This is a genomic window from Micromonospora sp. WMMA1976, from assembly GCF_027497335.1.
In the GTDB taxonomy this organism is placed as follows: Bacteria; Actinomycetota; Actinomycetes; order Mycobacteriales; family Micromonosporaceae; genus Micromonospora; species Micromonospora aurantiaca.
The window spans coordinates 3,306,994-3,333,548 of the sequence record NZ_CP114912.1 but is presented as its reverse complement, the minus strand read 5'-3'; the positions used below and the strand labels follow the sequence as shown (position 1 = coordinate 3,333,548).

At 73.1% G+C, this 26,555-nt stretch carries 19 protein-coding genes and 1 riboswitch; of the genes, 4 read left to right on the top strand and 15 right to left on the bottom strand.

The window, feature by feature from the left end:
* Positions 1–4: 4 nt before the first annotated feature.
* Positions 5–1,237 carry an SLC13 family permease gene (locus O7546_RS15440; RefSeq protein WP_269697076.1) on the bottom strand — a complete coding sequence of 411 codons (1,233 nt, stop codon included), beginning with the start codon at positions 1,235–1,237 and terminating at the stop codon, positions 5–7.
* Between the two features lie 108 nt (positions 1,238–1,345).
* Between O7546_RS15440 and O7546_RS15435 the strand changes: the two genes are divergently transcribed.
* Positions 1,346–7,120, top strand: a complete 5,775-nt coding sequence (locus tag O7546_RS15435; RefSeq protein ID WP_281599085.1) for a TIR domain-containing protein — start codon at positions 1,346–1,348, stop codon at positions 7,118–7,120.
* 30 nt (positions 7,121–7,150) lie between these two features.
* On the opposite strand, the gene O7546_RS15430 is transcribed toward O7546_RS15435, so the two are convergent.
* From O7546_RS15430 to O7546_RS15390, 9 genes are all read right to left on the bottom strand, one after another.
* Entirely contained in the window at positions 7,151–7,798 is a 648-nt protein-coding gene (locus O7546_RS15430; protein WP_194799348.1) for a GNAT family N-acetyltransferase, read from the bottom strand.
* A 209-nt stretch (positions 7,799–8,007) separates the two neighbouring features.
* Positions 8,008–9,243, bottom strand: a complete 1,236-nt coding sequence (locus O7546_RS15425; RefSeq protein ID WP_194799349.1) for a family 16 glycosylhydrolase — start codon at positions 9,241–9,243, stop codon at positions 8,008–8,010.
* Between the two features lie 115 nt (positions 9,244–9,358).
* Positions 9,359–10,639 (bottom strand): MFS transporter, encoded by a 1,281-nt coding sequence (locus tag O7546_RS15420; protein WP_194799350.1) that lies wholly within the window; start codon positions 10,637–10,639, stop codon positions 9,359–9,361.
* Positions 10,636–11,211: a helix-turn-helix transcriptional regulator gene (locus O7546_RS15415; protein WP_194799351.1), complete on the bottom strand. Its 576-nt coding sequence runs from the start codon at positions 11,209–11,211 to the stop codon at positions 10,636–10,638. The genes O7546_RS15420 and O7546_RS15415 overlap by 4 nt, the downstream gene beginning before the upstream one ends.
* A gap of 47 nt (positions 11,212–11,258) precedes the next feature.
* Complete coding sequence (locus tag O7546_RS15410; RefSeq protein ID WP_281599080.1) at positions 11,259–11,807, bottom strand: DinB family protein; 549 nt, start codon at positions 11,805–11,807, stop codon at positions 11,259–11,261.
* Positions 11,808–11,849: 42 nt separating this feature from the next.
* Positions 11,850–12,341 carry an SsrA-binding protein SmpB gene (smpB, locus tag O7546_RS15405; RefSeq protein WP_194799353.1) on the bottom strand — a complete coding sequence of 164 codons (492 nt, stop codon included), beginning with the start codon at positions 12,339–12,341 and terminating at the stop codon, positions 11,850–11,852.
* Positions 12,314–12,988: a lysoplasmalogenase gene (locus tag O7546_RS15400; protein ID WP_194799354.1), complete on the bottom strand. Its 675-nt coding sequence runs from the start codon at positions 12,986–12,988 to the stop codon at positions 12,314–12,316. The genes smpB and O7546_RS15400 overlap by 28 nt, the downstream gene beginning before the upstream one ends.
* Positions 12,985–13,800: a sterol desaturase family protein gene (locus O7546_RS15395; RefSeq protein ID WP_281599077.1), complete on the bottom strand. Its 816-nt coding sequence runs from the start codon at positions 13,798–13,800 to the stop codon at positions 12,985–12,987. Before O7546_RS15395 ends, O7546_RS15400 begins: the two co-directional genes overlap by 4 nt.
* An 8-nt stretch (positions 13,801–13,808) precedes the next feature.
* Entirely contained in the window at positions 13,809–14,537 is a 729-nt protein-coding gene (locus O7546_RS15390; RefSeq protein ID WP_194799356.1) for a GntR family transcriptional regulator, read from the bottom strand.
* A 197-nt stretch (positions 14,538–14,734) separates the two neighbouring features.
* Between O7546_RS15390 and htpG the strand changes: the two genes are divergently transcribed.
* Positions 14,735–16,567, top strand: a complete 1,833-nt coding sequence (gene htpG / locus O7546_RS15385) for a molecular chaperone HtpG (protein ID WP_281601162.1) — start codon at positions 14,735–14,737, stop codon at positions 16,565–16,567.
* Positions 16,568–17,176: 609 nt separating this feature from the next.
* Here htpG and O7546_RS15380 read toward each other — a convergent pair.
* Genes O7546_RS15380 through O7546_RS15370 form a run of 3 tightly spaced genes read right to left on the bottom strand, consistent with a single transcriptional unit; the run spans position 17,177 to position 19,993 of the window.
* Complete coding sequence (locus tag O7546_RS15380; RefSeq protein WP_269697073.1) at positions 17,177–17,875, bottom strand: SDR family oxidoreductase; 699 nt, start codon at positions 17,873–17,875, stop codon at positions 17,177–17,179.
* 31 nt (positions 17,876–17,906) lie between these two features.
* On the bottom strand, positions 17,907–18,383 hold the full coding sequence (locus O7546_RS15375) for a helix-turn-helix domain-containing protein (protein WP_194799359.1): 477 nt from the start codon (positions 18,381–18,383) through the stop codon (positions 17,907–17,909).
* A gap of 47 nt (positions 18,384–18,430) precedes the next feature.
* Positions 18,431–19,993, bottom strand: a complete 1,563-nt coding sequence (locus O7546_RS15370) for an LLM class flavin-dependent oxidoreductase (RefSeq protein ID WP_194799360.1) — start codon at positions 19,991–19,993, stop codon at positions 18,431–18,433.
* A 171-nt stretch (positions 19,994–20,164) separates the two neighbouring features.
* Positions 20,165–20,310: riboswitch (cyclic di-AMP (ydaO/yuaA leader) on the top strand.
* Here O7546_RS15370 and O7546_RS15365 point away from each other — a divergent pair.
* A complete protein-coding gene (locus O7546_RS15365) occupies positions 20,309–20,953 on the top strand; it encodes a transglycosylase family protein (protein ID WP_281599072.1) in 645 nt (214 codons plus the stop codon). (Overlaps the previous riboswitch by 2 nt.)
* A gap of 185 nt (positions 20,954–21,138) precedes the next feature.
* Positions 21,139–21,588, top strand: a complete 450-nt coding sequence (locus O7546_RS15360) for a YbaB/EbfC family nucleoid-associated protein (RefSeq protein ID WP_194799362.1) — start codon at positions 21,139–21,141, stop codon at positions 21,586–21,588.
* A gap of 75 nt (positions 21,589–21,663) precedes the next feature.
* On the opposite strand, the gene O7546_RS15355 is transcribed toward O7546_RS15360, so the two are convergent.
* Both O7546_RS15355 and O7546_RS15350 read right to left on the bottom strand, forming a co-directional pair.
* A complete protein-coding gene (locus O7546_RS15355; protein WP_194799363.1) occupies positions 21,664–23,727 on the bottom strand; it encodes a M4 family metallopeptidase in 2,064 nt (687 codons plus the stop codon).
* 388 nt (positions 23,728–24,115) lie between these two features.
* Positions 24,116–26,428 carry a transglycosylase domain-containing protein gene (locus O7546_RS15350; protein ID WP_194799364.1) on the bottom strand — a complete coding sequence of 771 codons (2,313 nt, stop codon included), beginning with the start codon at positions 26,426–26,428 and terminating at the stop codon, positions 24,116–24,118.
* Positions 26,429–26,555: the final 127 nt, after the last annotated feature.

Genomic DNA, 26,555 nt, shown 5'->3' with positions numbered 1-26,555 from the left:
GATGCTAGGCACCGGGACCGACAAGAAGCGCCGTCACGGTGGCGGCGGTGGCGAGCACGGCGAGCGCGGCGCTGGTGGCCACGAACCGGCCCAGCGGTACGGCCACCCCGGCGGCCCGGCAGCGCTCGTACCAGATCAGTGTGGCCAGCGACGCCCACGGCGTGGCCAGCGGGCCCACGTTCGTGCCGATCAGCAGCGCCAGCAACTGGGTGTGCCGGTCGGCCGCGATCACCGCCTCGCCGGCCAGGTACGCGGGCAGGTTGTTCACCACGTTGCTGAACAGCGCGCCGACCGCGCCCGCCCGCAGCGCCCCCTCCGCGCCCGGGTCGGTGCCGATGAGCGTGCCCATCACCGTGTCCAGGCCGTGCCGGCCGATGGTCTGCACCACCAGGAACAGCCCGGTCACGAAGACCAGCAGCCGCCACGGCACCAGCGCGAGCCGCAGCCGGTGCCGGGCCCGCACCGCGAAGCCGGCGACCAGGATCGCGGCGGCCACCCCCGAGGCGATGCCGATCTCCACCCCGGCGAGGATCCCGGCGACGAACAGCAGGCAGGCGGCGAGCGCGGTGCGGTAGAGCACCCGGTCCGGCGGCACGTACGACGGCGGCGGGACGAACGGGTCGGCCCCGGCGCGCGCCGGACGCCAGTACCACCACCAGAGCAGCAGCGCGGTCACCGCCACGGCCACCAGCTGCGGCCACCACATCCGGGCCGCCCACGGCACCGGGTCCAGGTCGACCCGGTCGCTGGCCAGGATGTTCGTCAGGTTGGACACCGGCAGCAGCAGGCTCGCCGTGTTCGCCAGCCACACGGTGGTCATCGCCAGCGGCGTCGGCGGCACGTTCAGCGCCCGGGCCAGCGCGATCATCACCGGCGTGAGCAGCACCGCCGTGGTGTCCAGGTTGAGCGCGATGGTGGTCACCGAGGCGAAGCCGACGCAGAGCCAGAACAGGGCCCGGAAACTGCCCCGCGCGGTCACCGCCACCCGGGTCGCGAGCGCGTCGAACACCCCGGCCACGGCGGTCAGCTCGGCCAGCACCACGACCGTGCCGAGGAAGATCAGGATCGGGATGATCCGGCGCATCGTGCCCTCGGCGTCGGCGCGGGGCAGCAGCCCGGTGAGCACGAACACCACGCCGAGCACTGCGAGCCCGATCGCGATCCAGTCCAGCACGTGCAGGCGGCCCCAGCGGGAGCGGTCGGGCACGGCGTTCGGCGGATCGCCGGGGGTCTCCACGAGGGATGATCCTCCCACACGCCGGTGCGGAGGCAGGAGCCCGACGCGGTCGCGAACCGGGCTGCCGAGGGTGTCGATCTGTTGACCGTCGGTGGCCATAATGACCATGTGGTTGTAGGCGCGCACCCCACCCGGTCCGACCGACCCATCGATTTCTTCATCAGCTACTCACCGGCCGACGAACGCTGGGCCACGTGGCTGGCGTGGGAGTTCGAGGCGGCCGGCTATCGCACGCTGCTGCAGGCGTGGGACTTCGTCGCCGGCACCAACTTCATCGACTTCATGGACCGCGGCGTCCGCGAGGCCGAGGTGGTCGTGGCGGTGCTGTCCGAACGCTACCTGCACTCCACGTACGGCAAGCTGGAGTGGCAGGCCGCGCTGCGCGCCGACCCGGACGGCACCGGCAACAAGCTCGTCACGGTACGAGTCGAGGACTGCCCGATCGACGGCCTCCTCGCCACCATCACCTATGTGGACCTGGTCGGCGTGGACGACCCGGTGCAGGCCCGCAACCGGGTGCTCGACCGGATCCGGGAGGCGCTCGACGGCCGCGCCAAGCCGATGCGGCAGCCGGCGTTCCCGCACCACCCGGCCGACCCGCACGGGGTGCTCGCCGCGCCGGCCGCCGGCGCGCCCGCGCCCCGCCGCGCCCGGCGTACCCCGATCAACCCGCCGCCGTTCCCGCCCGCCGCGGTGGCGCCACCGACCACCCGGGACACCGTCACCGTGCTCCAGGTCGCCGGGCCGCGCTTCGGCCGGGGCGTGATCACCCCCGGCGCGCCGGTCACCCCGGGTGAGGTGCAGGAACACCTGATGGGCGACCTCACGCTGCTGATGAACGACGGCGTGCCCCGGCCGGACCTGCTCGTCGTCGCCGGCAACCTCACCGAGTCGGGCAGCCCGCGCGAGTTCTCCGACGCGCTGAGCTTCCTCACCGGCCTGCGGGTGCTGCTCGGGCTGGAACCGCACCGCCTCGTCGTGGTGCCCGGCCCGCGCGACGTGACGATGGCCGCGTGCCGCGCGTACTTCGCCACCTGTGAGGCCGACGACGTCGACCCGCAGCCGCCGTACTGGCCGAAGTGGCGGCACTACGCGCGCCTGTTCGACGACCTCTACCAGGGGCTCGACGACCGGATCTTCGACAGCGAGCAGCCCTGGACACTGTTCCCGGTACCCGACCTGCGGGTGGTGGTGGCCGGGCTGAACTCCACCATCGCCATCACCCACCGCGAGGAGGACCGGTACGGCTTCCTCGGCGAGGCGCAGTCCAGCTGGTTCGCCCAGCGGCTGCGCCACTACCAGCAGTCCGGCTGGCTGCGGCTGGGCGCGATGGCGCACGCGCCGGGGGCGCGCAGCCCGTACGCCGACGAGGTGCCCCCGGACCCGGTGTCGCTGCGCGACCGCGGCTCGGTCAACCGGCTGGTCGGCCCGATGCTCAACCTGCTGCTCTCCGACGCCGCGCCGTCGGCCCGGGTCGACCCGGTGGTGCCGCTGGCCGCCGCGCCCCGCGACGGCCGGGCGCAGGTGCTGCGGCTCGGCGGCGACGGGATGACCCGCTGGGTGCTCGGCCGCGACGACCGGCTCGACGGCGGCACTGTCACCGCCGTGTCCTGGCCGCACGCGGAGGCCACCTTCGGCGCGTCCGGCCCGGCGCAGGTGCCCGACCCGCGCCGCCCGGCCGCCGTCGAGGGGGCCACCCAGGGCGCGGCGGTGGCCGCCGCGCCGGTCGCCCCGGTGCAGCGGCTGCTGGACCGGCTAGCCGAGGTCTGCGAGGCCCGCTACGACCGGGTGGTGGTACGCCGCGTCGGCACCGACCCGCCGCACCTGTACATCAGCTACCGCTCCGACGGGGTGGTCCGCCAGCAGCGCGTCGGCGCGCACGTGGGCACCCCCACCGCCGCCGACGTGGACGTCTTCGCCCGGCGGGTGCACGCCACCGACCCGGACATCGCCTCCGAGCTGGTCTACGACGGCGACCGGGTGCCGCGCGGGCTGGCCGAGGAGGCGCAGCGCCGGGGCGTACGCGTGCTGCACCTGACCGAGTTCCAGGGCCTGCTCGACCTGCGCGAGTACGTCGCCGCGCAGACCGCCCGGCTCCAGGCCGACCGGCTCTACCCGCCCGGGCAGTACGTGCCGCAGCGCTACCGCCACCTCGTCGGCGCCGACCAGCGCGTCCGCGACGACGTGGTGGACGAGCTGCTGGAGACCGTGTCCGCGCCGGACGGCCGGTTCGTGCTGGTGCTCGGTGACTTCGGCCGGGGCAAGACGTTCGCGTTGCGGGAGGTGGCCCGGCGGCTGCCCACCGCCGCGCCGGACCTGATCCCGATCCTGGTCGAGCTGCGGGCGCTGGACAAGGCGCACTCCGTGGACGGCCTGGTCGCCGCGCACCTGGCCAACCACGGCGAGCAGGTCATCGACCTCAAGGCGTTCCGCTACATGCTGCGCCAGGGCCGCATCGTGCTGTTGTTCGACGGCTTCGACGAGCTGGTGGCCCGGGTGACCTACGACCGGGCGGCCGACCACCTGGAGACGCTGCTCCAAGCCGCCGAGGGCAACGCGAAGATCGTGGTGAGCAGCCGGACCCAGCACTTCAAGACCAACTCGCAGGTGCTGACCGCGCTCGGCGAGCGGGTCGGCCTGCTGCCGCACCGCCGCGTACTCGCCGTGGAGGACTTCACCCCCGGGCAGATCGAGGCGTTCCTGCGCAACCGGTACGGCGGCGACGAGCGGGCCGCCCGCGAGCGGATGGACCTGCTCGCCGGCGTGAAGGACCTGCTCGGGCTCTCCCGCAACCCCCGCATGCTCGGCTTCATCGCCAACCTGGACGAGGGGCGGCTCGCCGCCGTGGCCGGGGCGGGCGGCACGTTCAGCGCCGCCGCGCTGTACCGGGAGATCCTGGAGTCCTGGCTGGACTTCGAGGAGCGCCGCACCCAGGGCATCCCGGGCGCGCCGGTGAGCCTGCGCCGGCCCGAGCTGTGGCAGGCGGTGAGCCGGCTGGCGTTCCAGCTGTGGGAGAGCGGCGAGGCGTACCTGCGCCTGGCCGAGCTGGCCGAGTCCACCGGCCGGCTCGCCGGCCGGGCCGACTCGCGGCTGTCCGGCCCGCAGGCGGCGCACGCGGTCGGCGCGGGCAGCCTGCTCGTCCGTACCGACGACGGGCTGTTCGGGTTCATCCACACCTCGGTGATGGAGTGGCTCGTCGCCGAGGGGGTGGCCGAGCAGATCAACAGGGGCGAGGAGCCGGGCGCGCTGGCGGTACGGTCGCTGTCCGCGCTCGCGGTGGAGTTCCTCGGCGACCTCGCCGACCCGGCCCGCTGCACCGCGTGGACCGCGCGGGTGCTCGGTGACGAGTCGGCGGGGGAGACGCTGCGCGCCAACGCGCTGCGGCTGTCCGCCCGGCTGCGCCTGCCGGACCGGGCCGACCTGCGCGGCGCGGTGCTGCGCGGCGAGGACCTGTCGCACCGCGAACTCGCCGGCGCCGACCTGACCGGCGCCGACCTGACCGACGCGCGGCTGATCGCCACCAACCTGACCGAGGCGCGGCTGGAGCACGCCCGGCTGCGCGGCGCCCGGCTGGACCAGGCCCGCCTCGCCGGGGCGGACCTGCGCGACGCGGAGATGGCCGGTGCCCGGCTGTTCCGGACCGACCTGCGGGGCGCGCGCGTGGCCGGCAGCAGCTGGCACCGCACCGCGCTGATCGACGTCAGCGCCGACCCGGCGCTGCTGCGCGCCCCGGAACTGCGCGGCGCCGTCGTCGCACCGGGCCGGCCGGTCGCGCCGGGCCTCGCCCCGCCCGCCGTGGGCGTCGGGTACGGCTTCGAGGTGGGCCGGCTGCCGGTGCCGGTGGCGTACAGCCCGGACGGCGCGGTGCTCGCCGTCGGCAGCGACGACGGCGGTGTGCTGCTCTGCGACACCGCCACCGGGCTGCCGGTACGCACGCTCCAGGGACATCGGTCCCGGGTGTACGCGGTCCGCTACGACGCCGCGTCCCACCAGCTCGTCACCGGCTCGGCCGACCTCACCGTACGGCTGTGGGACGCCGACCACGGCGACGTGCGGCACGTCATCGAGGACGTGTTCACCGGCTGGGTGTGGCCGCTGCTCACCGACGGCCGCCGCGGCCGCCTGGTGGTCGGCGACGCCGCGGGCGTGGTGCGGCTCTACGACACCCGCGGCGCCCGGCTGCGCCACGAGTGGCCCGGCCACTCCGCGCCGATCTGGGGCACCTCGTTCAGCCCGGACGGACGGCGCGTGGTGGTGGCCGACAGCGCCGGCACGGTCCGTGGGTGGGACATCCCGACCGGCAAGCTGGCGTTCGAGGTGCAGGAGCCCGAGGTGGTCTACCGGGTCGTGCACTCACCGGACGGCCGGCTGCTGGCCGCCGTCGGGCAGCACGGCCGCATCTGGATCCGCCGGGCCACCGACGGTGAGCTGCTGCGCGCGCCGCGCGGCCACGAGGCCGACGTGTACGCCCTCGACATCCACCCCGACGGCACGCTGATGGCGACCGGCGACACGCACGGCGCGCTGCGGCTGTGGGAGACCGAGACGGGCCGGCCGGTGCGGGTGCTCGGCCGGCAGCGCGGCGCGATCTACAGCGTCCGGTTCAACGGCGACGGCAGCCTGCTCGCCACCGCCGCCAGCGACGGCGCGATCCAGCTCTGGGACACCGACGACGGGCAGGTGCGGCACGAGCTGACCCGGCACCGCGGCTCGGTGTGGCCGGTGGTCTGGCGGCCGGACCAGAACCAGGTGGCGACCAGCAGCAACGACGGCACCACCCGGCTGTGGGACGTCCGCAGCGGGCAGCTCCAGCACACGCTGCGCGGGCACGGCCGCAAGGTCACCGCGCTGTCCTTCCGCGACGACGGCGAGGTGCTGGCCGCCTGCGGCAACGACGGCGTCATCCGCCTCTGGGAGCCGCGTACCGGCCGCCTGCTGCGGCAGCTCGCCAGCCCGGCCGACCGGCTGCTGTCGGTGGTGTTCTGCCCCGACGAGCCGCTGGTGGCCACGCCCAGCGGCGACGGCGGCGTGCATCTGTGGAACACCGACACGGGCGCCGACGAGCGCGAACTCAACGTGGACACCGACCACGTGTGGGCGGTCGCGTTCAGCCCCGACGGCGACGCCCTCGCCACCGCGAACGACGACGACACGGTGCGCCTCTGGTACCGCCGTACCGGCCGCCACTTCGCCACGCTCACCCCGCACCGGGGGCGCGTGCGCACCGTCGCGTTCAGCCCCGACGGCGAGACCATCGCCACCGGCTGCGACGACCAGACGGTACGGCTCTGGGACGCCGCCACCGCCACCTGCCGGCTCACCCTCGAACACCATACCGACCGGGTCTACTCGGTCGGCTTCAACAGCGAGGGCACGCTGCTCGCCAGCGCCGGCAACGACGGCACGGCGGTGGTCTGGGACGCGGTCACCGGCGAGCGCCGCCTCGTGCTCACCGAACACGACGGGCGGCTCTGGTCCTGCGCGTTCAGCCCGGACGGCAACCTGCTCGCCACCGCCGGCGACGACCTGGTGATCCGGCTGTGGGATCCGGTCACCGGCCGGCTGCACGGCACCCTTGCGGCACACACCCGGCGCGTCTGGTCGGTGCACTTCAGCCCGGACAGCAGCCTGCTCGCCAGCGCCGGAGACGACGGCACGGTACGGCTGTGGGACGTGGCCGACCCGGAACACGCCCAGTTGCGGGCCACGCTCATCGGCCTGCCCGACGGGTGGGCGGCGGTCAGCCCGGACGGCCGGTACAAGCTGGACGGCGACCCGGGCGGCCAGTTCTGGCACGTCATCGGCACGTGCCGCTTCGAGGTGGGCGAACTGGACCCCTACCTGACCCAGGTCCGCCGCCTGTCGGTGGACGCCCCCTTCTGATCCCCGCCGTCTCCGACACGAACCCCTTGGTCAACCCCGGGCAGGCGGGGGAGGCGGGGCAGCCGGTCCGGTCCAGCGGACCTCGCCGTCCTGCCACACGTCGGTGGGAGCCAGGCCGCAGGCCGTGGCCACCGCCGCCGACGCGCGGTGGTCGGGATGGACGTGGGCCACGAGGGTACGCACACCGCGCCGGCCCAGCCAGCCGGCCATCCCACGGGCGGCCTCGGTGGCGATCCCGCGGCCCTGCCACTGTGTTCCCACCACCCATGCGATCTCCGCGACCGGTCCCGCGGTGGCCGGTGTCGCCTCGTCGAGGTGCCGGTGCCCGACTGCCCGCGCGCCCGCCGTGGCGGCGTCCGTCACCGGCTCGTGTGGCCCGGTGACCGTGGCCTGGACGAAGCCGGCCAGCCGGCCGTCGTCCCGGAGCCGGATCACCCAGTTGCACCACGACTCGGCCGGGTCGGGGGAGCCGGCGACCAGCCGTTCGTAGCGGGCCCGCAGCGCCGCGGGGGAAGCGGGCTCGCCGCCGATGAACGTGTGCAGCGCCGGGTCGGCGAGGGCGGCGGCCATCTCCCGGGCGTGCTCGACGGCCAGGGGCAGCAGGTCCAGCCGTGCGGTGGAGATCGGCTCCGGCGTGAACCCGCTCGTCGACGGCAGCGCGCCGGTCGGTTCATCCATGATGGCGCTTCCCAGGGGATCGATGACCTGGTCTCGCGGGAGCGAAACGGACCTCACGGTATCCCAGCCCGCAACGCCATTCGTGCCCCCGGCGAGGCGGTCAGCCCTCGCGATCTTGCAGTTTGTGCCCGGGCGAATGGGACATTCGCGTCACCGCTCGGGCCGAAAGTGCAAGATCGCGGGGGAGGGGTGGCGGGGCGGGACGCCGGTCAGCGGCGCCATTTCTGGTTGGCGGCGCCGGTGCAGTCCCAGATCTGCAGCCGGGTGCCGTCGGCCGAGCTGGGACCGGTGGCGTCCAGGCACTTGTTCGCCTGGGGGTTCACGATGTCCCCGGCCGCGCTGAACACCCACTTCTGCGCGCCGGTGCCGTTGCAGTCGTAGAGCTGCACCTTGGCGCCGCTCGCCGTCGATCCGGCGGCCACGTCGAGGCACTTGCCGAGCGCGCGTACCGAGCCGTCGGCGTTCCAGGTCCAGCGCTGGGCGGCGGTGCCGTTGCAGGTCCACAGCTGCACCGCTGTGCCGTTCGCGGTGCCGGCGCTCGCCACGTCGACGCACTTGTTCCCGTACCCGGCGATCTGCCCGCCGGTGCCCCCGCCACCGTTGTCCCACGCCTGCACCCGGACGTAGTCGATGGTCATGGTCTGCGGGAACGTGGTGCTGCCGTCCGGCGATCCGGGCCAGTTACCGCCGACCGCCACGTTCATGATCATGAAGAACGGGTGGTCGAAGACCCAGCGGTTGCCGCCGATGTCGGCGGGCGTCTTGCGCGAGTACGCCACGCCGTCGAGGTACCAGGTGATCGAGTCCGGCGCCCAGTCCACCGCGAACGTGTGGAAGGCGTCGGCGAGCGCCTGGCCGCCTGGTAGCGAGGTGGACGCGCCGACGCCGCTGCCGCCGGAGTAGCCGGGACCGTGCAGCGTGCCCCAGACGGTCGACGGCGCGTAGCCGACGTTCTCCATGATGTCGATCTCGCCGCTGCCGGGCCACGGGTTCGTGCCGATGTCGTTGCCGAGCATCCAGAACGCCGGCCACAGCCCCTGACCACGCGGGACCTTGATGCGCGCCTCGAACCGCCCGTACGCCTGGGCGAACGTGCCGTTTGTGAGCAGCCGGGCCGAGGTGTACTGGCAGCTTCCGTACCAGCACGAGTAGCCGGACGGGTTCTCCTTGCGGGCGGTGATGACCAGGTTGCCGTTGCCGTCGAGCGCGGCGTTGCGGGTGCTGTTGGTGTAGTACTGCAGCTCGTTGTTGCCCCAGCCGCCGCCACCGATGTCGTAGCGCCACTTGCTCGCGTCGGGGGCGGCGCCGGCTGGGCCGTTGAAGTCGTCGGACCAGGTGACCGCGCCGGGGGCGGCGGCGGCCGGGGTGCTGGGGACGGCGGCGAGGGCGGCGGTGAGACCGACCGCTGTCACCGTCAGGGCGGCGAGGGTACGGATGGTGCGCACGGGGCGCCTCCTGCGGGGGCGGTGGCCGTTCCCCGTCACGGCGGCCGGCCCCGCCCAACGGTTAACAAACCATACAGATAGACTTCGATGAAGGTATGAACGAAGTCGGTCGATGTCAAGAGAGCGTTTCCCGCTGTCGCTCCGATGTGGGCTCCGGGTCGCGTTGCCGCACCACAGTGGGCCGGCGCATGTCCCGCCACGGGCCGCCCAGCAGCGGCGTCAGCACCACCAGCAGATAGCAGGCGCCCATCACGACGAGCGTGGACGTGGGGCCGAACCGGTCCGCGGCGAATCCCGCGCCGACCGCGCCGGCCGGCATCGCCGCCCACGCGCCCGCGCCGATCACCCCGTACACCCGGGCCCGCATGGCGGGCGGCACGCGCTCCAGTTCGACGGCGCCCATCAGCGGATTGAGCGAGCCGGCGGCCAGCCCGGCCACCGCGACCACGGCTACCACCACCGGCAGCGGCGGCGCGGCGGCGAGCGCCCACAGTGGGGGTGCGCCGCACAGTACGTACGCGGTGACGAACGTGGCCCGGCGGGGCAGCCGGTGCCCGATCGCGCTGAACACCAGCGAGCCCACCAGCGCCCCGCCGCCCATGACACCCACCAGCAGGCCGAACGCGGCCGGTCCGCCGAGTTCCCGGTCGGCGACCACCGGCAGCAGCACCTGGCTCTTGGCCGCGTCGAACAGGTTGGTCACCAGCACCAGCAGGACCATCGCGCGCAGCAGCGGCTCGCGGACCAGGAAGCGCAGCCCGGCGGCGAACTGCCGCCAGTAGCCGCCGGTCTCCGGCTCGCTCTCCTCGCCGGACGGGCTCAGGCCGCGCGGCACCAGCAGCGCCACCACGAGCGCCGACACGGCGAACGTCACCGCGTCCACCGCCAGCACCGGCAGCGCGCCGAACACGCCGACCAGCAGGCCGGCCACCGGCGCGCCGATCATCCGGGCGCCGCGCGAGGTCGCCTCCGCCCAGCCGACCGCCCGCTCGATGGGCACCCCGGCCGCCGCCGCGGCCTCCGGCAGCAACGCCGTGCGCGCGGTCTGCCCCGGCGTGTCGAGCAGGCCGCTGGCGAAGACCAGGGCAAGCAGCGCCGGGAACGGCAGGCCGACGGTGGCGTGCAACAGGGGTACGGCGGCGATCGTCACGCCGGAGATCACGTCGGCGAGCACGCTGGAGCGCCGGTAGCCGATCCGGTCGACGAGGACGCCGCCGAACGCGCCGCCGAGCACCACCGGCGCGGTGGCGAACGCCCCGGCGAGCCCGGTGGCGGCGGGTGAGCCGGTCTCGGCCAGCACGTAGAGCGGCAGTGCGATGAGCGTGAGCACGTTGCCGGTCAGCGAGACGGCGTGCCCGATCAGCAGTCCGGCCAGGGGCCGGCGGTCGCGGGTCACTGCGGCCCCCGGTACGCCTGCCAGATGAGCGTGACCATCTCGGCGCCGGGCCGGCCGGGCGCGCCGCGCTCCTGCCAGCGCCGGCCCAGTGCGGACAACTCGTCGCGCAGTTCGACCAGTTCCTCCGGCGTCAGGCGCAGCACGATGTCGCTGCTGGTGGTGCCGCGTACCCAGGCCGGGTCGAGGCTCGCCTCGGAGTCCAGGTACGCCTGGTAGCGGGCCACGTAGCGCTGCATGGCGGCCTGGCGCAGCAGGTTGCCGGCGAGCCGGCGCTCCGGGTCGTCGAGCAGTTCGAGGGGATCCCAGTCGGTGGTGGCGTGCGCGGCTCGCCACCACCGCTCGCGCCGGTCCCGGGCCAGCTCGGGCGCCTCGGCCACGAAGCCGTGCTCGGCCAGCTTGCCGACGTGGTAGCTGACCGACCCGATCGCCTCCCCGGTCCGCTCGCTCAGCATGCCGACCGTCTGCGGGCCGCGCAGGCGCAGCTCGCCGAGCAGCCGCAGCCGGGTGGGGTGGGCCAGCGCCCGCATGGCTCGCGGGTCGCTCACGCGCCGGTTGCCGGTTCCGTCAGTCATGACGCCAGGCTAGACCTACAAGACACGATGTACAAGGAGTCTTGTATTTATCGCGTCGGCTCCGGCGTGTGGCGGTACAGGTCGCGCAGCAGGCACACCTCGGACAGGTGGTGGATCACCTCCCGGTTGATGTGCAGCACGAGCGTGGCCATCGGGACATCGGCGAACGGCCCCTCCGCCGGGCCGCAGGGGCGGGCCAGGCCCTCCTCGCCGAGCGCCTCGACCCCCGCCGTCCAGGCGGCGTACTCCTCGTCGAGTTGGGCCAGCGCGCCGGCCGCGGTCGGGGAGTAGGGGAACGAGGCGTAGTCGGCGGGCGCGCGGCCGAAGTGCGACGCGTTGCGCATGGCCAGCTCGCCGACGACGACGTGGGCGAGCCGCCAGGCGATGGTGGTGAACGGCGGCGGGTCCGGCTGCGGCATCGCGAAGTCGATCGCCGGGGTGCCGTCGTCGCCGCGCGGCCGCACGCTCCAGCAGCCGGGGACCGGCTCCCAGAGGTATTCGGCGTCGGTGAGCCCGGCGAGGCGATCGCGCAACTGGTACGTCCAGTGCCAGGTGAGCTGCTCGCGGAGCAGCGGGTTCCAGGTCAGATCGGTCATGCGCCTCAGCGTGCCACCGCCCTGGGACAGAAAACGGCCCGCTCAGCCCCGCCGCGCCGCCGTCCGGCCCTTGAGGCGGCGGCCCATCTCCCGGGCGATCTCCTTCTTCGCGTCCCGCTCGGCCAGCGCCTGGCGCTTGTCGTACGACCGGCGGCCCCGGGCCAGGCCCAGCTCCACCTTGGCCCAGCCGTCGGCGAAGTACATCGACAGCGGCACCAGCGTGACGCCGCCGTCGCGCAGCTTCTCCAGGATCCGGGCGATCTCCACCCGGTGCAGCAGCAGCTTGCGGGTGCGCCGGGGCGCGTGGTTGGTCCAGGTGCCGAAGCCGTACTCGGCGATGTGCAGGCCGTACAGCATGATCTCGCCGTCGCGCTCCTGGGCGAACGCGTCGACAAGCGACACCCGCCCCTCGCGCAGCGACTTGACCTCGGTGCCGGCCAGCACGATGCCCGCCTCGTACGTCTTGAGGATGTCGTAGTCGTGCCGCGCCTTCTTGTTCGAGGCGATCAGCTTGCGCCCGTTCTCCCTGGCCACGCGAGCAGGGTACCCGCAGGCGGCGGTTGCGGGCCGGTCGCCGGGCGCGTCGCGGCCACCCAGCCGGTGGTGATGAGCAGCAGCGCGGCGCAGTAGGTGACCATCACCAGCAGCCCTCGCCCAGGCAGGTCCACGCCGGCCGCGCCCACGCCGATGAGCAGGTCGGAGACGAGGAAGAGCGCCCCGCCCGCGGCGACAGGCGCCGACACCCCGGTCGCGGCGGCGGCCATCAGGCACAGGGCCAGGCTGTAGCCGAGCACCGGCAGCCGAAGCGGCCCGAGCATGCTCCAGAGCAGCGCGTTCGCGCCGGCCCAGGCGACCAGGTAACCGGCCCAGGCCACGACCGGCGCGCGCCGGTGCCGGATGAAGGCGGTGATGAACGCGATCTGGGTGACCAGGAAGAAGCCCATCCCGGCCAGGAACGCGGTGTCGCCCTCCACGAGGAGTGCGACGTCGCCTGCGGTGGCGGCGACCAGGCCGACCGCCACCGCGTCGACGCGGCGCCGGTGCGTCAAGAGGTACGCCAGCAGCACCGGCGCCAGCAGCGGCTTGGCCACCCACTGGAGCGCTGCCGAGTCGAGCGCGACGCCGACCAGTTCGACGGCCGCGACCAGCCCGAACAGGGGCAGCAGCCAGGAGCGCCTCATCGGGCCGGCTGCCAGCCGGGACGGCCGAACAGGTAGCCCAGCCGGTGCCGCCAGCAGTCGGCCCGGCGTACGTCGGACCAGATCGCGGTGAACTCGTGGGTGGCCACCCGCAGCGGGTTGTAGGTGCCGATGTTCTTGGTCAGGCCGTAGCGCGCGGTGGCCCGCTCCGGCTCGAACGTGCCGAACAGCCGGTCCCAGATGATCAGGATGCCGCCGTAGTTGCGGTCCAGGTACTCGGTGTTCGAGCCGTGGTGCACGCGGTGGTGCGACGGCGTGTTGAAGATCCACTCGATCGGCCGGGGCAGCACCCTGATCCGCTCGGTGTGCAGGAAGAACTGGTACAGCAGGCTGACCGACTGCTGGAGGAAGATCATCCACGGCGGGATGCCGAGCAGCGCCAGCGCCAGCCAGAACGGCAGCGAGGTCATCGGCGTCCAGCTCTGCCGCAACGCGGTCGAGAAGTTGTAGTAGACGCTGGAGTGGTGCACGACGTGGCTGGCCCAGAGCACGCGTACCTCGTGGTGCGAGCGGTGGAACCAGTAGTAGGCCAGGTCGTCGGCGAAGAACAGGATCACCCAGGTCCACCAGTCGCCGGGGGACAGGTGCACCGGCGCCACGGTCCACAGCGCGGCGAACGCACCGACGGTGAGCAGCTTCCACGGGAAGCCGATGATCTGGCTGCCCAGCCCCATCGACAGGCTGGTGGTGGTGTCGCGCAGCTCGTAGCCGCGTTCGTCGTCGTCGGGCAGGAAGCGGTAGGAGACCGCCTCGATGACGATCAGGAGCAGGAACGCCGGGACGGCGTACAGCACGGCGGGGATCATGCGCGCGCTTCCCTTCCGGGGACGGGGGTGGTGGGGGTGGTGACCGGCGCGGTCAGCAGCTCCCGGGCGTGCCGGGCCGCCGCCGCACCCTGACCGGAGGCGATCGACGCGGCGAGACGGCGGTGCCCGGCCACGTCGAGCAGTTCGGCCGCTCGGGCGTCCGGGGGGACGTCACCGACCGCGAACGTGCCGGCCACCAGGCTGTTGAAGGCGAGCTGGTAGGCGGTGTTGCCGCTGCCGCGCACGATCAGCCGCCAGACGGCGATGTTCGCCTCGTTCATCAGGTCCAGGTCGGGGGCCAGGTCGCCGTACTCCTCGGCGGCCCGGACCAGGGCGGCGACGACCGCCGCGTCCGCGCGCTCGGCGCAGAGCCGGGCCGCGTCGATCCCGACGCACGCCCGCATCTCCAGCATGTCGCGCACCAGCGTCTCGACCGGGAGTACGTCGCCGGAGCGGGCCAGGGACAGCGCGAGGTCCAGTCCGGCGTGGACCCGCCAGTCCAGCACCCGGGTCGCGTCGCCCTGGCTGACCCGGACCAGGCCGAGTTGTTGCAGGCGGCGCAGCGCCTCCCGGACGGCGTGCCGGTTGACCGCGAACGCCCCGGCCAGCTCCCGCTCGCCGGGCAGCGTCTCGTCCGGCGCGTAGCGACCGGACACGATCGCGTCGCGCAGCCGCCCGAAGACGTGGTCGGAGACCGAGACACGGGGAGCGGGATCGAAGGTCATGTGCAGCAGTGTGGCCCCGAACACATCAACCCGTCAACTGGTTGTACCAGTCGATTTCGAGGACGGCCGGTGCGTGCCTCCTTGGTCACCCCTCGTATCCTTTGCGCCGTAGGCCCGCCAGAGGGAAGGGAGTCGGTGTGAGCGACCGGGTCGAGACGTTGGAGTTCCAGGCCGAAGCTCGTCAGCTGTTGCAGCTGATGGTGCACTCGATCTACTCGAACAAGGACGTCTTCCTGCGCGAACTGATCTCGAACGCGTCCGACGCGCTGGACAAGCTGCGGCTGGAGTCGCTCGTCGACAAGGAGCTGCCGGCCGACACGTCCGACCTGCACATCGAGATCGAGGTCGACAAGGACGCCCGTACGCTCACCGTGCGGGACAACGGCATCGGCATGACCCGCGACGAGGTGGTCGGCCTGATCGGCACGATCGCCAAGTCGGGCACCGCCGAGCTGCTGCGCAAGGTGCGCGAGTCCGCCGACGCCGCCGCGTCCCAGGAGCTGATCGGCCAGTTCGGCGTCGGTTTCTACGCCACGTTCATGGTCGCCGACAAGGTGACGCTGCTGACCCGCCGCGCCGGGCAGTCCGGCGGCACCCGCTGGGAGTCCGCGGGCGAGGGCACGTACTCGATCGAGGAGGTCGAGGACGCCCCCCAGGGCACCTCGGTCACGCTGCACCTCAAGCCCGTCGACACCGAGGACAACCTGCACGACTACACCGCCGAGTGGACGATCCGCGAGATCGTCAAGCGCTACTCCGACTTCATCTCGTGGCCGATCCGGATGACAGTCGACAAGCCCGGCGAGGACGGCGCCACCACCCGCGAGGAGCAGACGCTCAACTCGATGAAGGCGCTCTGGGCGCGCTCGCGGGACGAGGTCGACGAGGCCGAGTACAAGGAGTTCTACCGGCACGTCGCGCACGACTGGGCCGACCCCCTCGAGACGATCCACATGCGCGGCGAGGGCACCTTCGAGTACGAGGCGCTGCTGTTCCTGCCCTCGCACGCCCCGCTCGACCTGTTCTCCCCGCAGGGCCGCCGCGGTGTGCAGCTCTACGTCAAGCGCGTGTTCATCATGGACGACTGCGACGCGCTGATGCCCAACTACCTGCGCTTCGTCAAGGGCGTGGTGGACGCGCACGACCTGTCGCTGAACATCTCCCGGGAGATCCTCCAGCAGGACCGGCAGATCCGCGCGGTGCGCCGCCGGCTGGTCAAGAAGGTCCTCGCCACGCTCAAGGACATGTCCGCCGAGTCGTACCGCACGTTCTGGACCGAGTTCGGCGCGGTGGTCAAGGAGGGTCTGCTGGAGGACCCGGACAACACCGAGACGCTGCTGGAGCTGGTCCGGGCCGCCAGCACCCATGACCCGGCCGAGCCGACCACGCTGCGCGACTACGTGGAGCGGATGAAGGACGGCCAGAGCGAGATCTACTACGCCACCGGCGAGAACCGGGCCACCATCGAGAACTCGCCGCACCTGGAGGCGTTCCGCGCCAAGGGCTACGAGGTGCTGATCCTCACCGACCCGGTGGACGAGGTGTGGGTCGAGCGCGTCGGCGCGTACGACGGGAAGACCCTGCGCTCGGTCGCCAAGGGGCAGGTGGACCTGGAGACCGAGGAGGAGAAGGAGAAGGCCGAGGCCGAGCGGCAGGAGTACGCCGACCTGCTCACGTTCCTCGGCGGCGCGCTGGCCGACAGCGTCAAGGAGGTGCGGCTGTCCACCCGGCTGACCACCTCGCCGGCCTGCGTGGTGGGCGACGCGCACGACATGACGCCGACGCTGGAGAAGATGTACCGGGCGATGGGCCAGGAGGTGCCGCAGGTCAAGCGGATCCTGGAGCTGAACCCGGCCCACCCGCTGGTCACCGGGCTGCGCAAGGCGCACGGCGAGGGCGGCGACACGGCCGCGCTGACCGAGACCGCCGAGCTGCTGTACGGCATGGCGTTGCTGGCCGAGGGCGGCGAGCTGGCCGACCCGGCCCGGTTCACCCGCATCCTCGCCGACCGCCTGGCCCGCGGCCTGTAGCCCCACCCCGACCCGGTTCGCCCGACCAACCCCGGCGGGCCGGCGTGATCGACTCCATGACGCCGAGGTGGCGGTATCGGCATGCCTCCGATACCGCCACCTCGCCGAGCCGGTGTCGACCCCGCTCGGAAAGTCGATGGTCGGGCGGGTGTCGGGTCAGCTGATGATCCACTCCAGCTCGCCGAAGTGGTGGTATCGGACGAGCTCTGACCCCGCCATTTCGCCGTACTGGTGATGATCACGGTGGGTATCCCAGACTGGGGAAGATCGATCCCACCTGGAGGGATGCCCGGGGCGGTGAGGGCTTCCGCCCGCATCGGCAGGGCTGCCCCGGTGCACAGGTGTGGGTCGGGGTGGATGGCGGAGCGCCGCTGTTGATCGACTGTGCCCGGGCGGTAGTCGTGGCAGCCGCTTGATCGACACCACTGCGCCGAAGTGGCGGCATCCCACGGGCTCTGACCCGGCCACCTCGGCGAGCTGGTGTCGATGACGCTGGGGTGTCCTAAAGTGGGGGAGGCTGGTCCCAGATGGAGGGACCTCGGGCGGTAGTTGTGGCAGCGGAACTGTCTTGCCGAGGTGGCGCCGCCACCTCGGCGACGACGGGTCGGCTCAGGGGAGCGCTGGGTAGAGCGCGGCCACTCCGCCGGACAGTCCGGCCTGGACCCGGCGGGCGATATCGTCGGCCAGGATCTCGTAGCTGTCGGACTCGATGCCGTCGGCGGCGAGCCGGGCGACGTCGGCCGGGTGCGCCTTCGGGCCGGGGACGGCGGCGGCCATCTCGGTGTCCATGTAGCCCACGTGCAGGCCGGCGACGCGGACGCCCCGGCCGGCCAGCTCCAGGCGCAGGGCGTTCGTCATCGACCACTCGGCGGCCTTGGCCGCGCCGTACGCGCCGACGCCGGGGAACGTGAACCAGGACAGCGCGGACAGCACGTTCAGGATCGTGCCGCCGCCGTTCGCGGCGATCCGGGGCGCGAACGCCCGTACCACCGACAGTGTGCCGAGGTAGTGCGTCTCCAGCTCCAGCCGGATCTTGTCGAGGTCGCCGTCGAGCAGGTCGGTGCCGGTGCTCACGCCCGCGTTGTTGACGAGCAGCGTCACGTCACCGGCCCGCTCCGCGGCGGCGGCGACCGACGCGGGGTCGGTGACGTCCAGGCGCACCGGGGTAACGCCGGGCAGGTCCACGGTGTCCGGGTTGCGGGCGGCGGCCCAGACGGTGGCGCCGCGCGCGGCGAGTTCGGCGGCCAGGTGCCGGCCGAAGCCGCGGTTGGCGCCGGTGACCAGGGCGGTGCTTCCAGCGATCTTCATGTGTCGCTCCGAGGTGTGGTGAGGGAGGGAGTCAGGCGGACAGCAGGCCCGGACCGGGCAGGACGGCGAGCTCACCGGGCGGTACGTCGTGCCCGGCGTCGCAGCGCAGCCGGGCGTGCACCGGGGCGCCACACTCGTCGTGGGCCACCCGGACCGCCGGGCCCGCCTCGTCGGCGGCGTACGTGTCGCCCCACTGCCGCAGCGCGACCAGCACCGGGATCAGGTCGCTGCCCTTGGCGGTGAGCACGTACTCGTCGCGGGTGCGCTGCCCGGGCTCGCGGTAGGGACGCCGGTCGAGCAGCCCGTCGGCGACGAGCTGCTTGAGGCGAGCGGCGGCCACCGGCTCGCTGACGCCGACCCGCCGGGCGAAGTCGTCGAAGCGGCGGGTGCCGAACGACGCCTCCCGCAGCAGGAGCAGCGTGGTGCGGTTGCCGACCACCTCCAGCGCCCGGGCGATCGAGCAGTTGGCGGTAGACCAGGAGTCACGCTGCGCGAGGAGGTCCGTCATGGCGTCGACGGTACCCACCTGACTTAGGAAAGCAAAAGTCAGCTACATCACAGCTGGCCGGGGAAGAATCCGTGCCGGGCCAGCGGCTCGACGATCTGGTGCTCCTCGTACGACAGGTGCGACAGCAGCGTGTCGGTGAGCAGGTCCACCGCCTCCTGGAGTCCGGTGAAGTCGCCGGGCCGGCGGACCAGCTCCACGAGCGCCCGGTCGACGCTCTCCACCACGCCGTGGATCACCACGTGCTCCTCCTCCAGGCGGTCCAGCACCGCCGCCAGCCCGGCCTCGGAGCGGCGCAGGTGCGGGAAGATCGAGGCGTCCTCCAGCCCGTGGTGCTGGGTGACCATCGTGCAGTACGCCGCGCAGTACGCCCCGAGCGTCCAGTTGTTCTGCCGCATGGTCATCTCGTTCAGCGCGGCCCGCGCCCGGCCCGGCGTGACAGAGCCCTGCTTGACCTGTTCCAGCAGGTCGCGCACCTGGGCCAGCTCCTGGCGCAGGTGGTCGTGCACGTCCACCAGGTGCTGGCCGGCGGCCTGTCCGCGGGCCGGGTAGACGTGCCCGGCCGGCGGCGGCGGGGCGCTCGGGCGGGTGGACTCGTCCCAGGGGCGGCGCGCGCTCAGGCGTACCCCCGGGTCGGGGGTGGGGGTGACGCCGAGCGTGCTCGGGCCGCCGGCGGAGGTCTGCTCGTCGGCGGCCGTGCGGGTTCCGCCGGCGGGCGCGGCGCGCTCGGCGGCGACCAGCTCCCGCACGGCGGGCGCGACCTCCTGGCCGAAGATCTGGATCGCGCGCGGCTCGTCGCTGCCGAGGATGAACGTGGTGATGCCGTGCTCCAGGGTGAGCCCGGCCAGCTCCTCCACCCACTGCTCCGGCGGCCCGGCCAGGAAACCGGCCGACGAGCGGGCGAACGTGCCGGTCACGTTGAGCATGCGGCGGATCGCGGCCGGGTCGCGTCCCGCGGCCGCCGCGCCCTCGTCGACCAGCGCGTTGAGGGCGGGCAGCTCGTCGGGGCCCTTCGGCAGGTACGACAGGGACGGCAGCCAGCCGTCCGCGGCGCGGCCGACCAGGCGCAGCATGCGCGGCTTGTACGCGCCGACCCAGATGCCCACCGGGTGCGCGGGCGCCGGGCCACGCTTGGCGCCGACCACCCGGTAGTGCTCGCCGTCGACGCGGATCATGCCGCGACGGTCGGTGTCCCAGACCTCGCGGATCACCCGGATCGCCTCGTCGAGGGCCTCGACGGCGGCGCCGGGGGACAGGCGTCGCCCGCCGGCCGCCTCGATCGCGTCCCAGAACGCGCCCGCGCCGAGCCCGAGCTCGACCCGGCCGCCGGTGAGCAGGTCCAGGCTGGCGACGCTGCGGGCCAGCACCACCGGCTGGCGCAACGGCAGGTTGAGGACGTTTCCGGCCAGGCGGACACGTTCGGTCGCGGCGGCCACGTAGGACATCAGCGTCCAGGTGTCCAGGAAGCCCGGCTGGTAGGGGTGGTCCTGGAACGTGACCAGGTCCAGCCCGACCTGCTCGCAGAGCCGGGCCAGCGCCACCACCTGGTCGGGCTGCGCGGCGGCGGGGGTGATGAAGCCGCCGAAGGTCAGCTCGTGTCCGTGATCGGTCATCCGTCAAGCCCTCCCGTGATCTTGCCTGGCCCTGCCACCGTAGCGCCGCCGCCGGTCGCCCGGCCGGGTGAAGAGCGTCACAAGAAGTGGACGATCGTCGCAAATCGCTCCTAGCGTCGGTTTCGTTCGCAGACGCGGACACCGAGTGCCGGAAACGCCAAATCCCGCCGCCGGCCCCGGTAACCGAACCTCGTGCGGGAGCGGGGGAACCACACGTTCCACGGTGCATCGTCACCTCGGGGTGAAGCCGCCACCGGCGGCCGGGCTCCTCGGCCCGAACCCGACAGCTCACCTCGTCGGCGTGGAGGAATCCACATGGCAACTGAATACTCAGCCCGAAGCCGCCGTACCGCTCTCGGGGCGGTCCTGACCGGCGCCGCCGTCGGCGCCGCGACCCTCTTCGGCCCGGCCGCTCCGGCCAGCGCGGGCGTCAACTGGGACGCGGTCGCGCGCTGCGAGTCCGGCGGCAACTGGAAGATCAACACCGGTAACGGCTACTACGGCGGGCTCCAGTTCTCCCGCGCCACCTGGAACGGCTACGGCGGCCAGAAGTACGCCGCGCGCGCCGACCTGGCCAGCCGGTCCGAGCAGATCGCCGTGGCGGAGAAGGTGCTGCGCGGCCAGGGCATCGGCGCGTGGCCGGTCTGCGGCAAGAAGGGCGGCTCGGCGAGCGCGGCGACCCGGTCCGAGCGGGCGACCACGAAGGCGGCACCGAAGAAGGCGGCGCCGAAGCGGGCCGCCGCGACGAAGGCCGCGCCGGAACGCGCCACGACGAAGGCGGTGCCGCGGCCGTCCTCCGCTGCCGGGACGTACGTGGTCCGGCGCGGGGACACGCTGTCGGAGATCGCCGTGGCGCAGCGCGTCGACGGCGGCTGGCGTGCCCTGCACGAGCGCAACCGGGCAGTGGTCGGCGACGACCCGGGCCTGATCTTCCCCGGTCAGCAGCTGCGCCTGCGCTGACCTCGTCCGAGCGCCCGGCCGGTTCGCCCCGGCCGGGCGCTCGGCCGTCCGCGACACGCCGCGTGGCCGGTGTCCGGCCTGCTCGCGGGGCCGGGACGCGACCCGGACCGGCCGGTGACCGCGATTCGTCGGAGCCGGTTGCTAGGGTCACGCATGCTCGGCTAAGACGTGAAGAAAGCGCGGATATGACCAACGACCCGTTCTCGGCGGCCGCGAGCATCGACGAGCTGCTGACCCGCACGCAGCAGGCGCTCACCGCGATGCGCTCCCGGGCCTCGGCGCATGCCGACGGCGAGCCGGGTGAGCTGCTGTTCGCCGAGGGCACCGCAGCCGGCGGCCGGGTTCGCGCGGTCGCCGTCCAGGGTGGCCGGCTCGAGTCCGTGACGATCGACCCGGAGCTGGCCGGCGAGCCCCTCGACGTCCTCTGCGGACACCTCGTCACCGCCGCCAACGCCGCGCTGTCCGAGCTGGACGACCGGGTCAGCGCGTCGGCCCGGGCCGACGCCGACGCGCTCGCCGCCCGCCTCGGCAACATGGGCGACCAGGCCGAGCTGTTCGGCCGCGCGATGCACGAGGCGGCCGCGCGGATCCACCGCGACCGCGGTGCCGGGTCCCGGGCCGGGCGCGCGGTCTGACCCGACCGCACACGCCCCGGCACGACGAGGCGGCCGGCCGCCGGGAGGACGACGACCGGCCGCGCTACGCCACTGTCAGCTCAGGGTGACCGCGGTGTCGTCGACGACGAAGGACGTCTGCAACGAGCTGTCCTCCACGCCGGTGAACGAGATGGTCACCGTGGTGCCCGCCAGCGAAGAGATGTCGAAGGACCGCTGCACGTAGCCGGTGGCCTTGTTCAGGTTGGAGTAGGTGGCCAGCGTGGTGCTGCCCGCCTTGACGGTGAGCTTGTCGTACGCGGTGCTGGTGGTCGACTCCGCGCTGTCGATGTGCAGCCAGAAGCTCAACGTCGCCCGGCATCCGGCCGGGATCGTCACCGACTGACTGAGCGTGTCGGTGTGCGACGAGCCGTACCCGTCCAGCCACGCCTTGTACGAGCCGCCGTGCGCGGCCTGGCCGCTGTCGGTGGTGATGACGCCGGACGAGGCGCTCCAGTTCACGTTGCCCGACTCGAAGCCCGGGTTGGCGAGCTTGTTGCCGGAGCAGCCGCCCGACGGCGGGGTGGTCGTGGTGCTCGGCGTGGGCGTCGGGGTGCCGCCGGCACAGGTCGGGTCGCCGGACTGGGCCGGCACGCTCACCGCGTCCCAGGCCGCCTTGACCGTGTTGAACTCCGCGCAGCTGCCCGGGTAGAGGTTCTTCGCCGCCTGCAGCGTCCAGGTGCGGTACTTCAGGTACGACGAGGACGACGTCTTCAGCAGCATGCCGTTGTACATGATCTTCATGGCCTTCTGGATGCCCAGGCCGGTCACGCTGCTGCCGTTGCAGGTCGAGCTGGACGGCTGCCCGTTGGTCGGGCTGCTGCCGTTGGCGAGCAGGTAGAACCAGTGGTTGCCCGGGCCGGCCGCGGCGTGCACCTCGGTCGACGGGATGCTGCTGGAGTAGCAGTTCGGGTCGCCGAGCGCGGACGGGTTGTACATGTTGCGGATCGGGCCGGAGCCGACCAGGTTGATCTTCTCGCCGACCAGGAAGTCCGGCGCGTCGTAGCTGGACGGCTCGTTGGCGAACCACTCGGTGGCCGCGCCGAACGTGTCAGCCACGAACTCCTGCGTGCCGCCGCCGGAGATGCCGCCGGGGGTGTTGTCGTCGATGCCGTGGCCGATCTCGTGCGCCACCACGTCCAGCGAGCCGATCCACTGGCCGGCGGTGTTCTTGCCGATCTGCACCTGGCTGCCGTCGTAGTAGGCGTTCTGGTCGTTGAGGCCCACCCGGATCGGCCAGTAGCCGCCGTTGCCGTTGGCGCCGTTGCGGCCCAGCCACTGGGCGAGCATCTTGTGCTCGGTCTGCGCGGAGAACAACGCGTCCACGCAGCCGGTCTCCTTGTTGGTGGCGGTGCCGTTGCCCCACACGTCGTCGGAGCCGCTGAACGTGGTGTTGTTCGCCGCGTCCTGGCAGCTCAGGTTGGTGACGGTCGGGTCCTTCATGGTGTACGTGGAGCCCGACTGGGTGGTGTTGAGGGTGAGCGGGCTGGGCCCGTTCCAGGCGCCGGTGCCGGTGCCGCGCACGACGTGCTCCTGCTTGCGCAGGACCGCGCCGGTGCGGGCGTCGACGTCGACGGTGAGGCGGCTGGGGCCGTCCGCGCCGGTGCCGCGCACAGTGCTCTCCCAGGCCAGCGCCGGTGCGGCGCCTAGCGTGTAGACCACGAGCGTGGTGCCCTCGACCGCGTCGACGGTCTTGAGCTGTGCGCGCGCCGTCCTCGCGGCGGCGGCCGGGGTCAGCGCGGGCGTGGTGGCGAGGGCGCCGATGGGCCGCTGCTGGGCGACCGAGGCGTACTTCAGGTTGCCGGCCGAGTCCGTGGCGAGCACGAAGTCGCCGCCGACCACCGGAAGGCCCTTGTAGGTGCGCTCGTAGGGCACGTACTGGGTGCCCTCGGAGGAGATGACCGGCTTCTGGACGAACGCGTCGTCGGAGCCGGCCTGCAGGTAGGCGGGGCGGTTCGCGACCAGGGCGCGGGCGGAGTCGGCGGCGGTCGCGCGGGCCTGCGCCGGGTTCGGGGCGGCGGGCCCGGGTGGCGCGGCCTGCACGGCGGCGGCGGTTCCTGCGGCGAGCAGGCCGGCCGCGGCCGCGCCGGTGAGCGCGGCGAGGCGAGGTGAGAGTTTCACGGGGGTTTGCTCCTGTTCTACAGGTGCGCCGCACGGAGCCCGGTGGGGACGGGCGGCGCGGTGGTGCGAGGCAGGGTGACGGCCGGTCACCGGAGCTGCCGGCGTGGCTCCGGGTCGACAGATCGACCGTCGCGATTCGCCGGGGGTCGGCGGCTCGCTGGTGCACAATCACACGCCGTGCGAGGCCGGAGCAATAAGTGACCTGGGCAACGACTGACAGTCGGGCGTGTCGCCGCGCGCGTCGATTCAGGCAACCATGATCTTCAATAGGCCCTGATCAGGGCGAATATCGCCGACGGTGGATGGGTGCCGGTGCAAATTGCGGACGTTGCCGCTGTGTGCGAATGGCGCGCATAGACGCGAGGCCGCCGCCCTGCGCCCGGGCGGGTCAGCGCGGGCCGCGGGTCCGCGTCGGCGACACGGTGGGCAGCGGTGGCAGCGACGGCGTCGATGTCGGCCGCGAGGTCGGCCGCCCGGTCGGATCCGGGCTCGGGCTCGACGAGGACGGGCTGGGGCTCGGCGACTCCGACGGTGTCGGCGCGGCGGTGGTCGGCGGCGGCGCCGACCGCGTCGGCTCCGGGGTCTCGCCGGGGAACGCCGGCTGACCGAAGCGGTACTTGTCCGGGTCGAGCTTCATCGCCGCGGTGGCCCGGGTCATGAACTGCCGCCAGATCGGCGCGGCACCGGTCGAGCCGTACACCTCGTAGCTGCCGCCCCTGGTCCGCAGCGGCTTGCCGTCGGTGGTGCCCAGCCAGACGGCCGAGGCGAGCGCGCCGGTCCAGCCCACCATCCAGGTGTGCACGTTCTGCGTGGTGCTCTGCCCGGCCTGCCAGGTGCCGGTCTTGCCGGCGGAGTCCCAGCCGTTGCCCAGCTCGGCGGACCGCACCCGGCGCAGCGTCCAGTCGAGCTGGTCGATCGCCTCCCGGTCCAGGCCCAGATCCGTCGTACGGAGCTGCTCGGTCCACACGTCCTCGTCGTCCTTGCCGACCGACCGGACGAAGTGCGCGTCGGCACGCTTGCCGCCTGCGGCGAACGTGGCCATGCCGTTCGCGTGGTCCTGCACGGTGATGCCGTACTGCCCGATCCCGACCTCGGTGGAGAACCGCTTCGCCACCTCGTCGGCCGGGTCGCTGCGCAGGTCGACGCGCTGCGGCCGGGGATTGCCCCGGACCGTCTCCCACATCGACTCCACGCCCGCCTGCCGGGCCATCTCGATCACCTTGTCGGTGCCCAGCTTCTCGGTCAGCTCGAAGTAGGTCACGTTCAGCGAGGCGACGGTCGCCTCCCAGAGCGCGCAGTCCGGCTGGCAGGGCGCACGCTCGGCGTTGCGGATCGGCCCCGCCGCGCTGCCCTTGGTGCGCCCCGAGGCGGGGAACTCCTTGGTGTCCGGCGAGTCGAACCGCTGCTTCACCGAGATCCCGTCGCGGACGGCCGCCGCCAGGTCGTACACCTTGAACGACGACCCCGGCGGATGCTGGCCGAACCCGCGGGTCTCGCCGTTCTCGTCGTAGTACCACCCCGCGTAGTCCGCGCCCGAGCCCTTGTCGCCGCCGTAGTAGCCGAGCACCCGGCCGGTGCCCGGCTCCACCGCCACCAGCGCCGCCTGCCAGTTGCGCGGCTGGCCGCGTACCGCCTGCGGCGCGGTGTCGCGGCGGATGTCCGCCGCCGCCTCGGCCGCGTCCTGCACCCGCTTGTCGATGGTGGTGACGATCCGGTAGCCGCCGTCGCGGATCACCTCGTCGGGCTTGCCGCGGAACGGCTCGGTCTCGCGCAGCTCGGCGAGCACGTGGTTGACCACCAGGCCGGTCGGCCGGTCCAGGTCGGACCGGCCCGCGTCCTTGTCGATCGGCCGGACCGTGTCCGGGTACGCGAGATCCGCCGCCTGCTGCGGCGTCAGGTAGCCGAGCTTGACCATGCCGTCGCGGATGTAGTTCCACCTGTCGATCGAGTTCTGCCGGGCCAGCGCGTTGCGGCGCGGGTCGTAGCCGGGCGAGCCCTCCGGGTCGGCCGGGTCCGCCTCCGGCTGCTTCACCATCGCACAGAGCACCATCGCCTCGGCCGGCGTGAGCTGCCGCGCGGCGGGCGCGTCCCGGCGTACCGTCTTGCCGAAGTACGTCTGCGCGGCCGCCTCGATGCCGTACGCGCCCCGCCCGAACGGCACCGTGTTCAGGTAGAAACCGAGGATCTCCTCCTTGGAGTACGCGTCGTCGAGCTTCCACGCGATCACCGCCTCGCGCAGCTTGCGGGAGTAGGTGACCCCGCGCAGGTCCGCGGCGATGCGCGCGTACTGCTGGGTGAGGGTGGACGCGCCCTGCCGCTGCCCGCCGCTGATGTTGGCCCAGGCCGCCCGCAGCACACCCTTGACGTCGATGCCCTGGTTCGTCCAGAACGTGCGGTCCTCGGCCGCCACGATCGCCTGCTTGGCCGAGTCGTTCATCTCGTCGTACGGCACGATGGTGCGGTTCTGCGCGCCCAGCTTGGCCATCGGCGTGCGGCCGTCGGCGTAGTAGACGGTGGTGGACTCGGGCAGCTTCAGGTCGCTGGGCGTCGGCACGCTGTCGAAGTAGTAGCCGCCGGCGACCAGCCCGCAGCCGGCCAGCAGCGTGCAGACCGCGAGGACGACGAGCAGACGCCGCCGCTTGCGTTTCGGGCGCACCGGTGCCGCGCCGCCCGGTGCCGCTGTGGATCCGCTGTTCCGCATGCGTTACCTCCGACTGCTCGGCTGAGTCGTGCCCGGCTCGCAGGCTAACCGAGCAGCGCCGACGGCACCGGCCGAAGAACCCGCATGGTGTGGCGTGCTCCGGCCGGGGCGCACGGGCGCCGCCCCG

Bases quoted from the DNA above. Each gene is read 5' to 3' on its own strand.
- O7546_RS15350 (WP_194799364.1), bottom strand. From the start codon at position 26,428: ATGCGGAACAGCGGATCCACAGCGGCACCGGGCGGCGCGGCACCGGTG.
- htpG (WP_281601162.1), top strand. From the start codon at position 14,735: ATGGTGCACTCGATCTACTCGAACAAGGACGTCTTCCTGCGCGAACTG.
- O7546_RS15365 (WP_281599072.1), top strand. From the start codon at position 20,309: ATGGCAACTGAATACTCAGCCCGAAGCCGCCGTACCGCTCTCGGGGCG.
- O7546_RS15380 (WP_269697073.1), bottom strand. From the start codon at position 17,875: ATGAAGATCGCTGGAAGCACCGCCCTGGTCACCGGCGCCAACCGCGGC.
- O7546_RS15415 (WP_194799351.1), bottom strand. From the start codon at position 11,211: ATGACTGACGGAACCGGCAACCGGCGCGTGAGCGACCCGCGAGCCATG.
- O7546_RS15400 (WP_194799354.1), bottom strand. From the start codon at position 12,988: ATGAGGCGCTCCTGGCTGCTGCCCCTGTTCGGGCTGGTCGCGGCCGTC.
- O7546_RS15375 (WP_194799359.1), bottom strand. From the start codon at position 18,383: ATGACGGACCTCCTCGCGCAGCGTGACTCCTGGTCTACCGCCAACTGC.
- O7546_RS15370 (WP_194799360.1), bottom strand. From the start codon at position 19,993: ATGACCGATCACGGACACGAGCTGACCTTCGGCGGCTTCATCACCCCC.
- O7546_RS15410 (WP_281599080.1), bottom strand. From the start codon at position 11,807: ATGACCGATCTGACCTGGAACCCGCTGCTCCGCGAGCAGCTCACCTGG.
- O7546_RS15430 (WP_194799348.1), bottom strand. From the start codon at position 7,798: ATGGATGAACCGACCGGCGCGCTGCCGTCGACGAGCGGGTTCACGCCG.
- O7546_RS15390 (WP_194799356.1), bottom strand. From the start codon at position 14,537: ATGACCTTCGATCCCGCTCCCCGTGTCTCGGTCTCCGACCACGTCTTC.
- O7546_RS15360 (WP_194799362.1), top strand. From the start codon at position 21,139: ATGACCAACGACCCGTTCTCGGCGGCCGCGAGCATCGACGAGCTGCTG.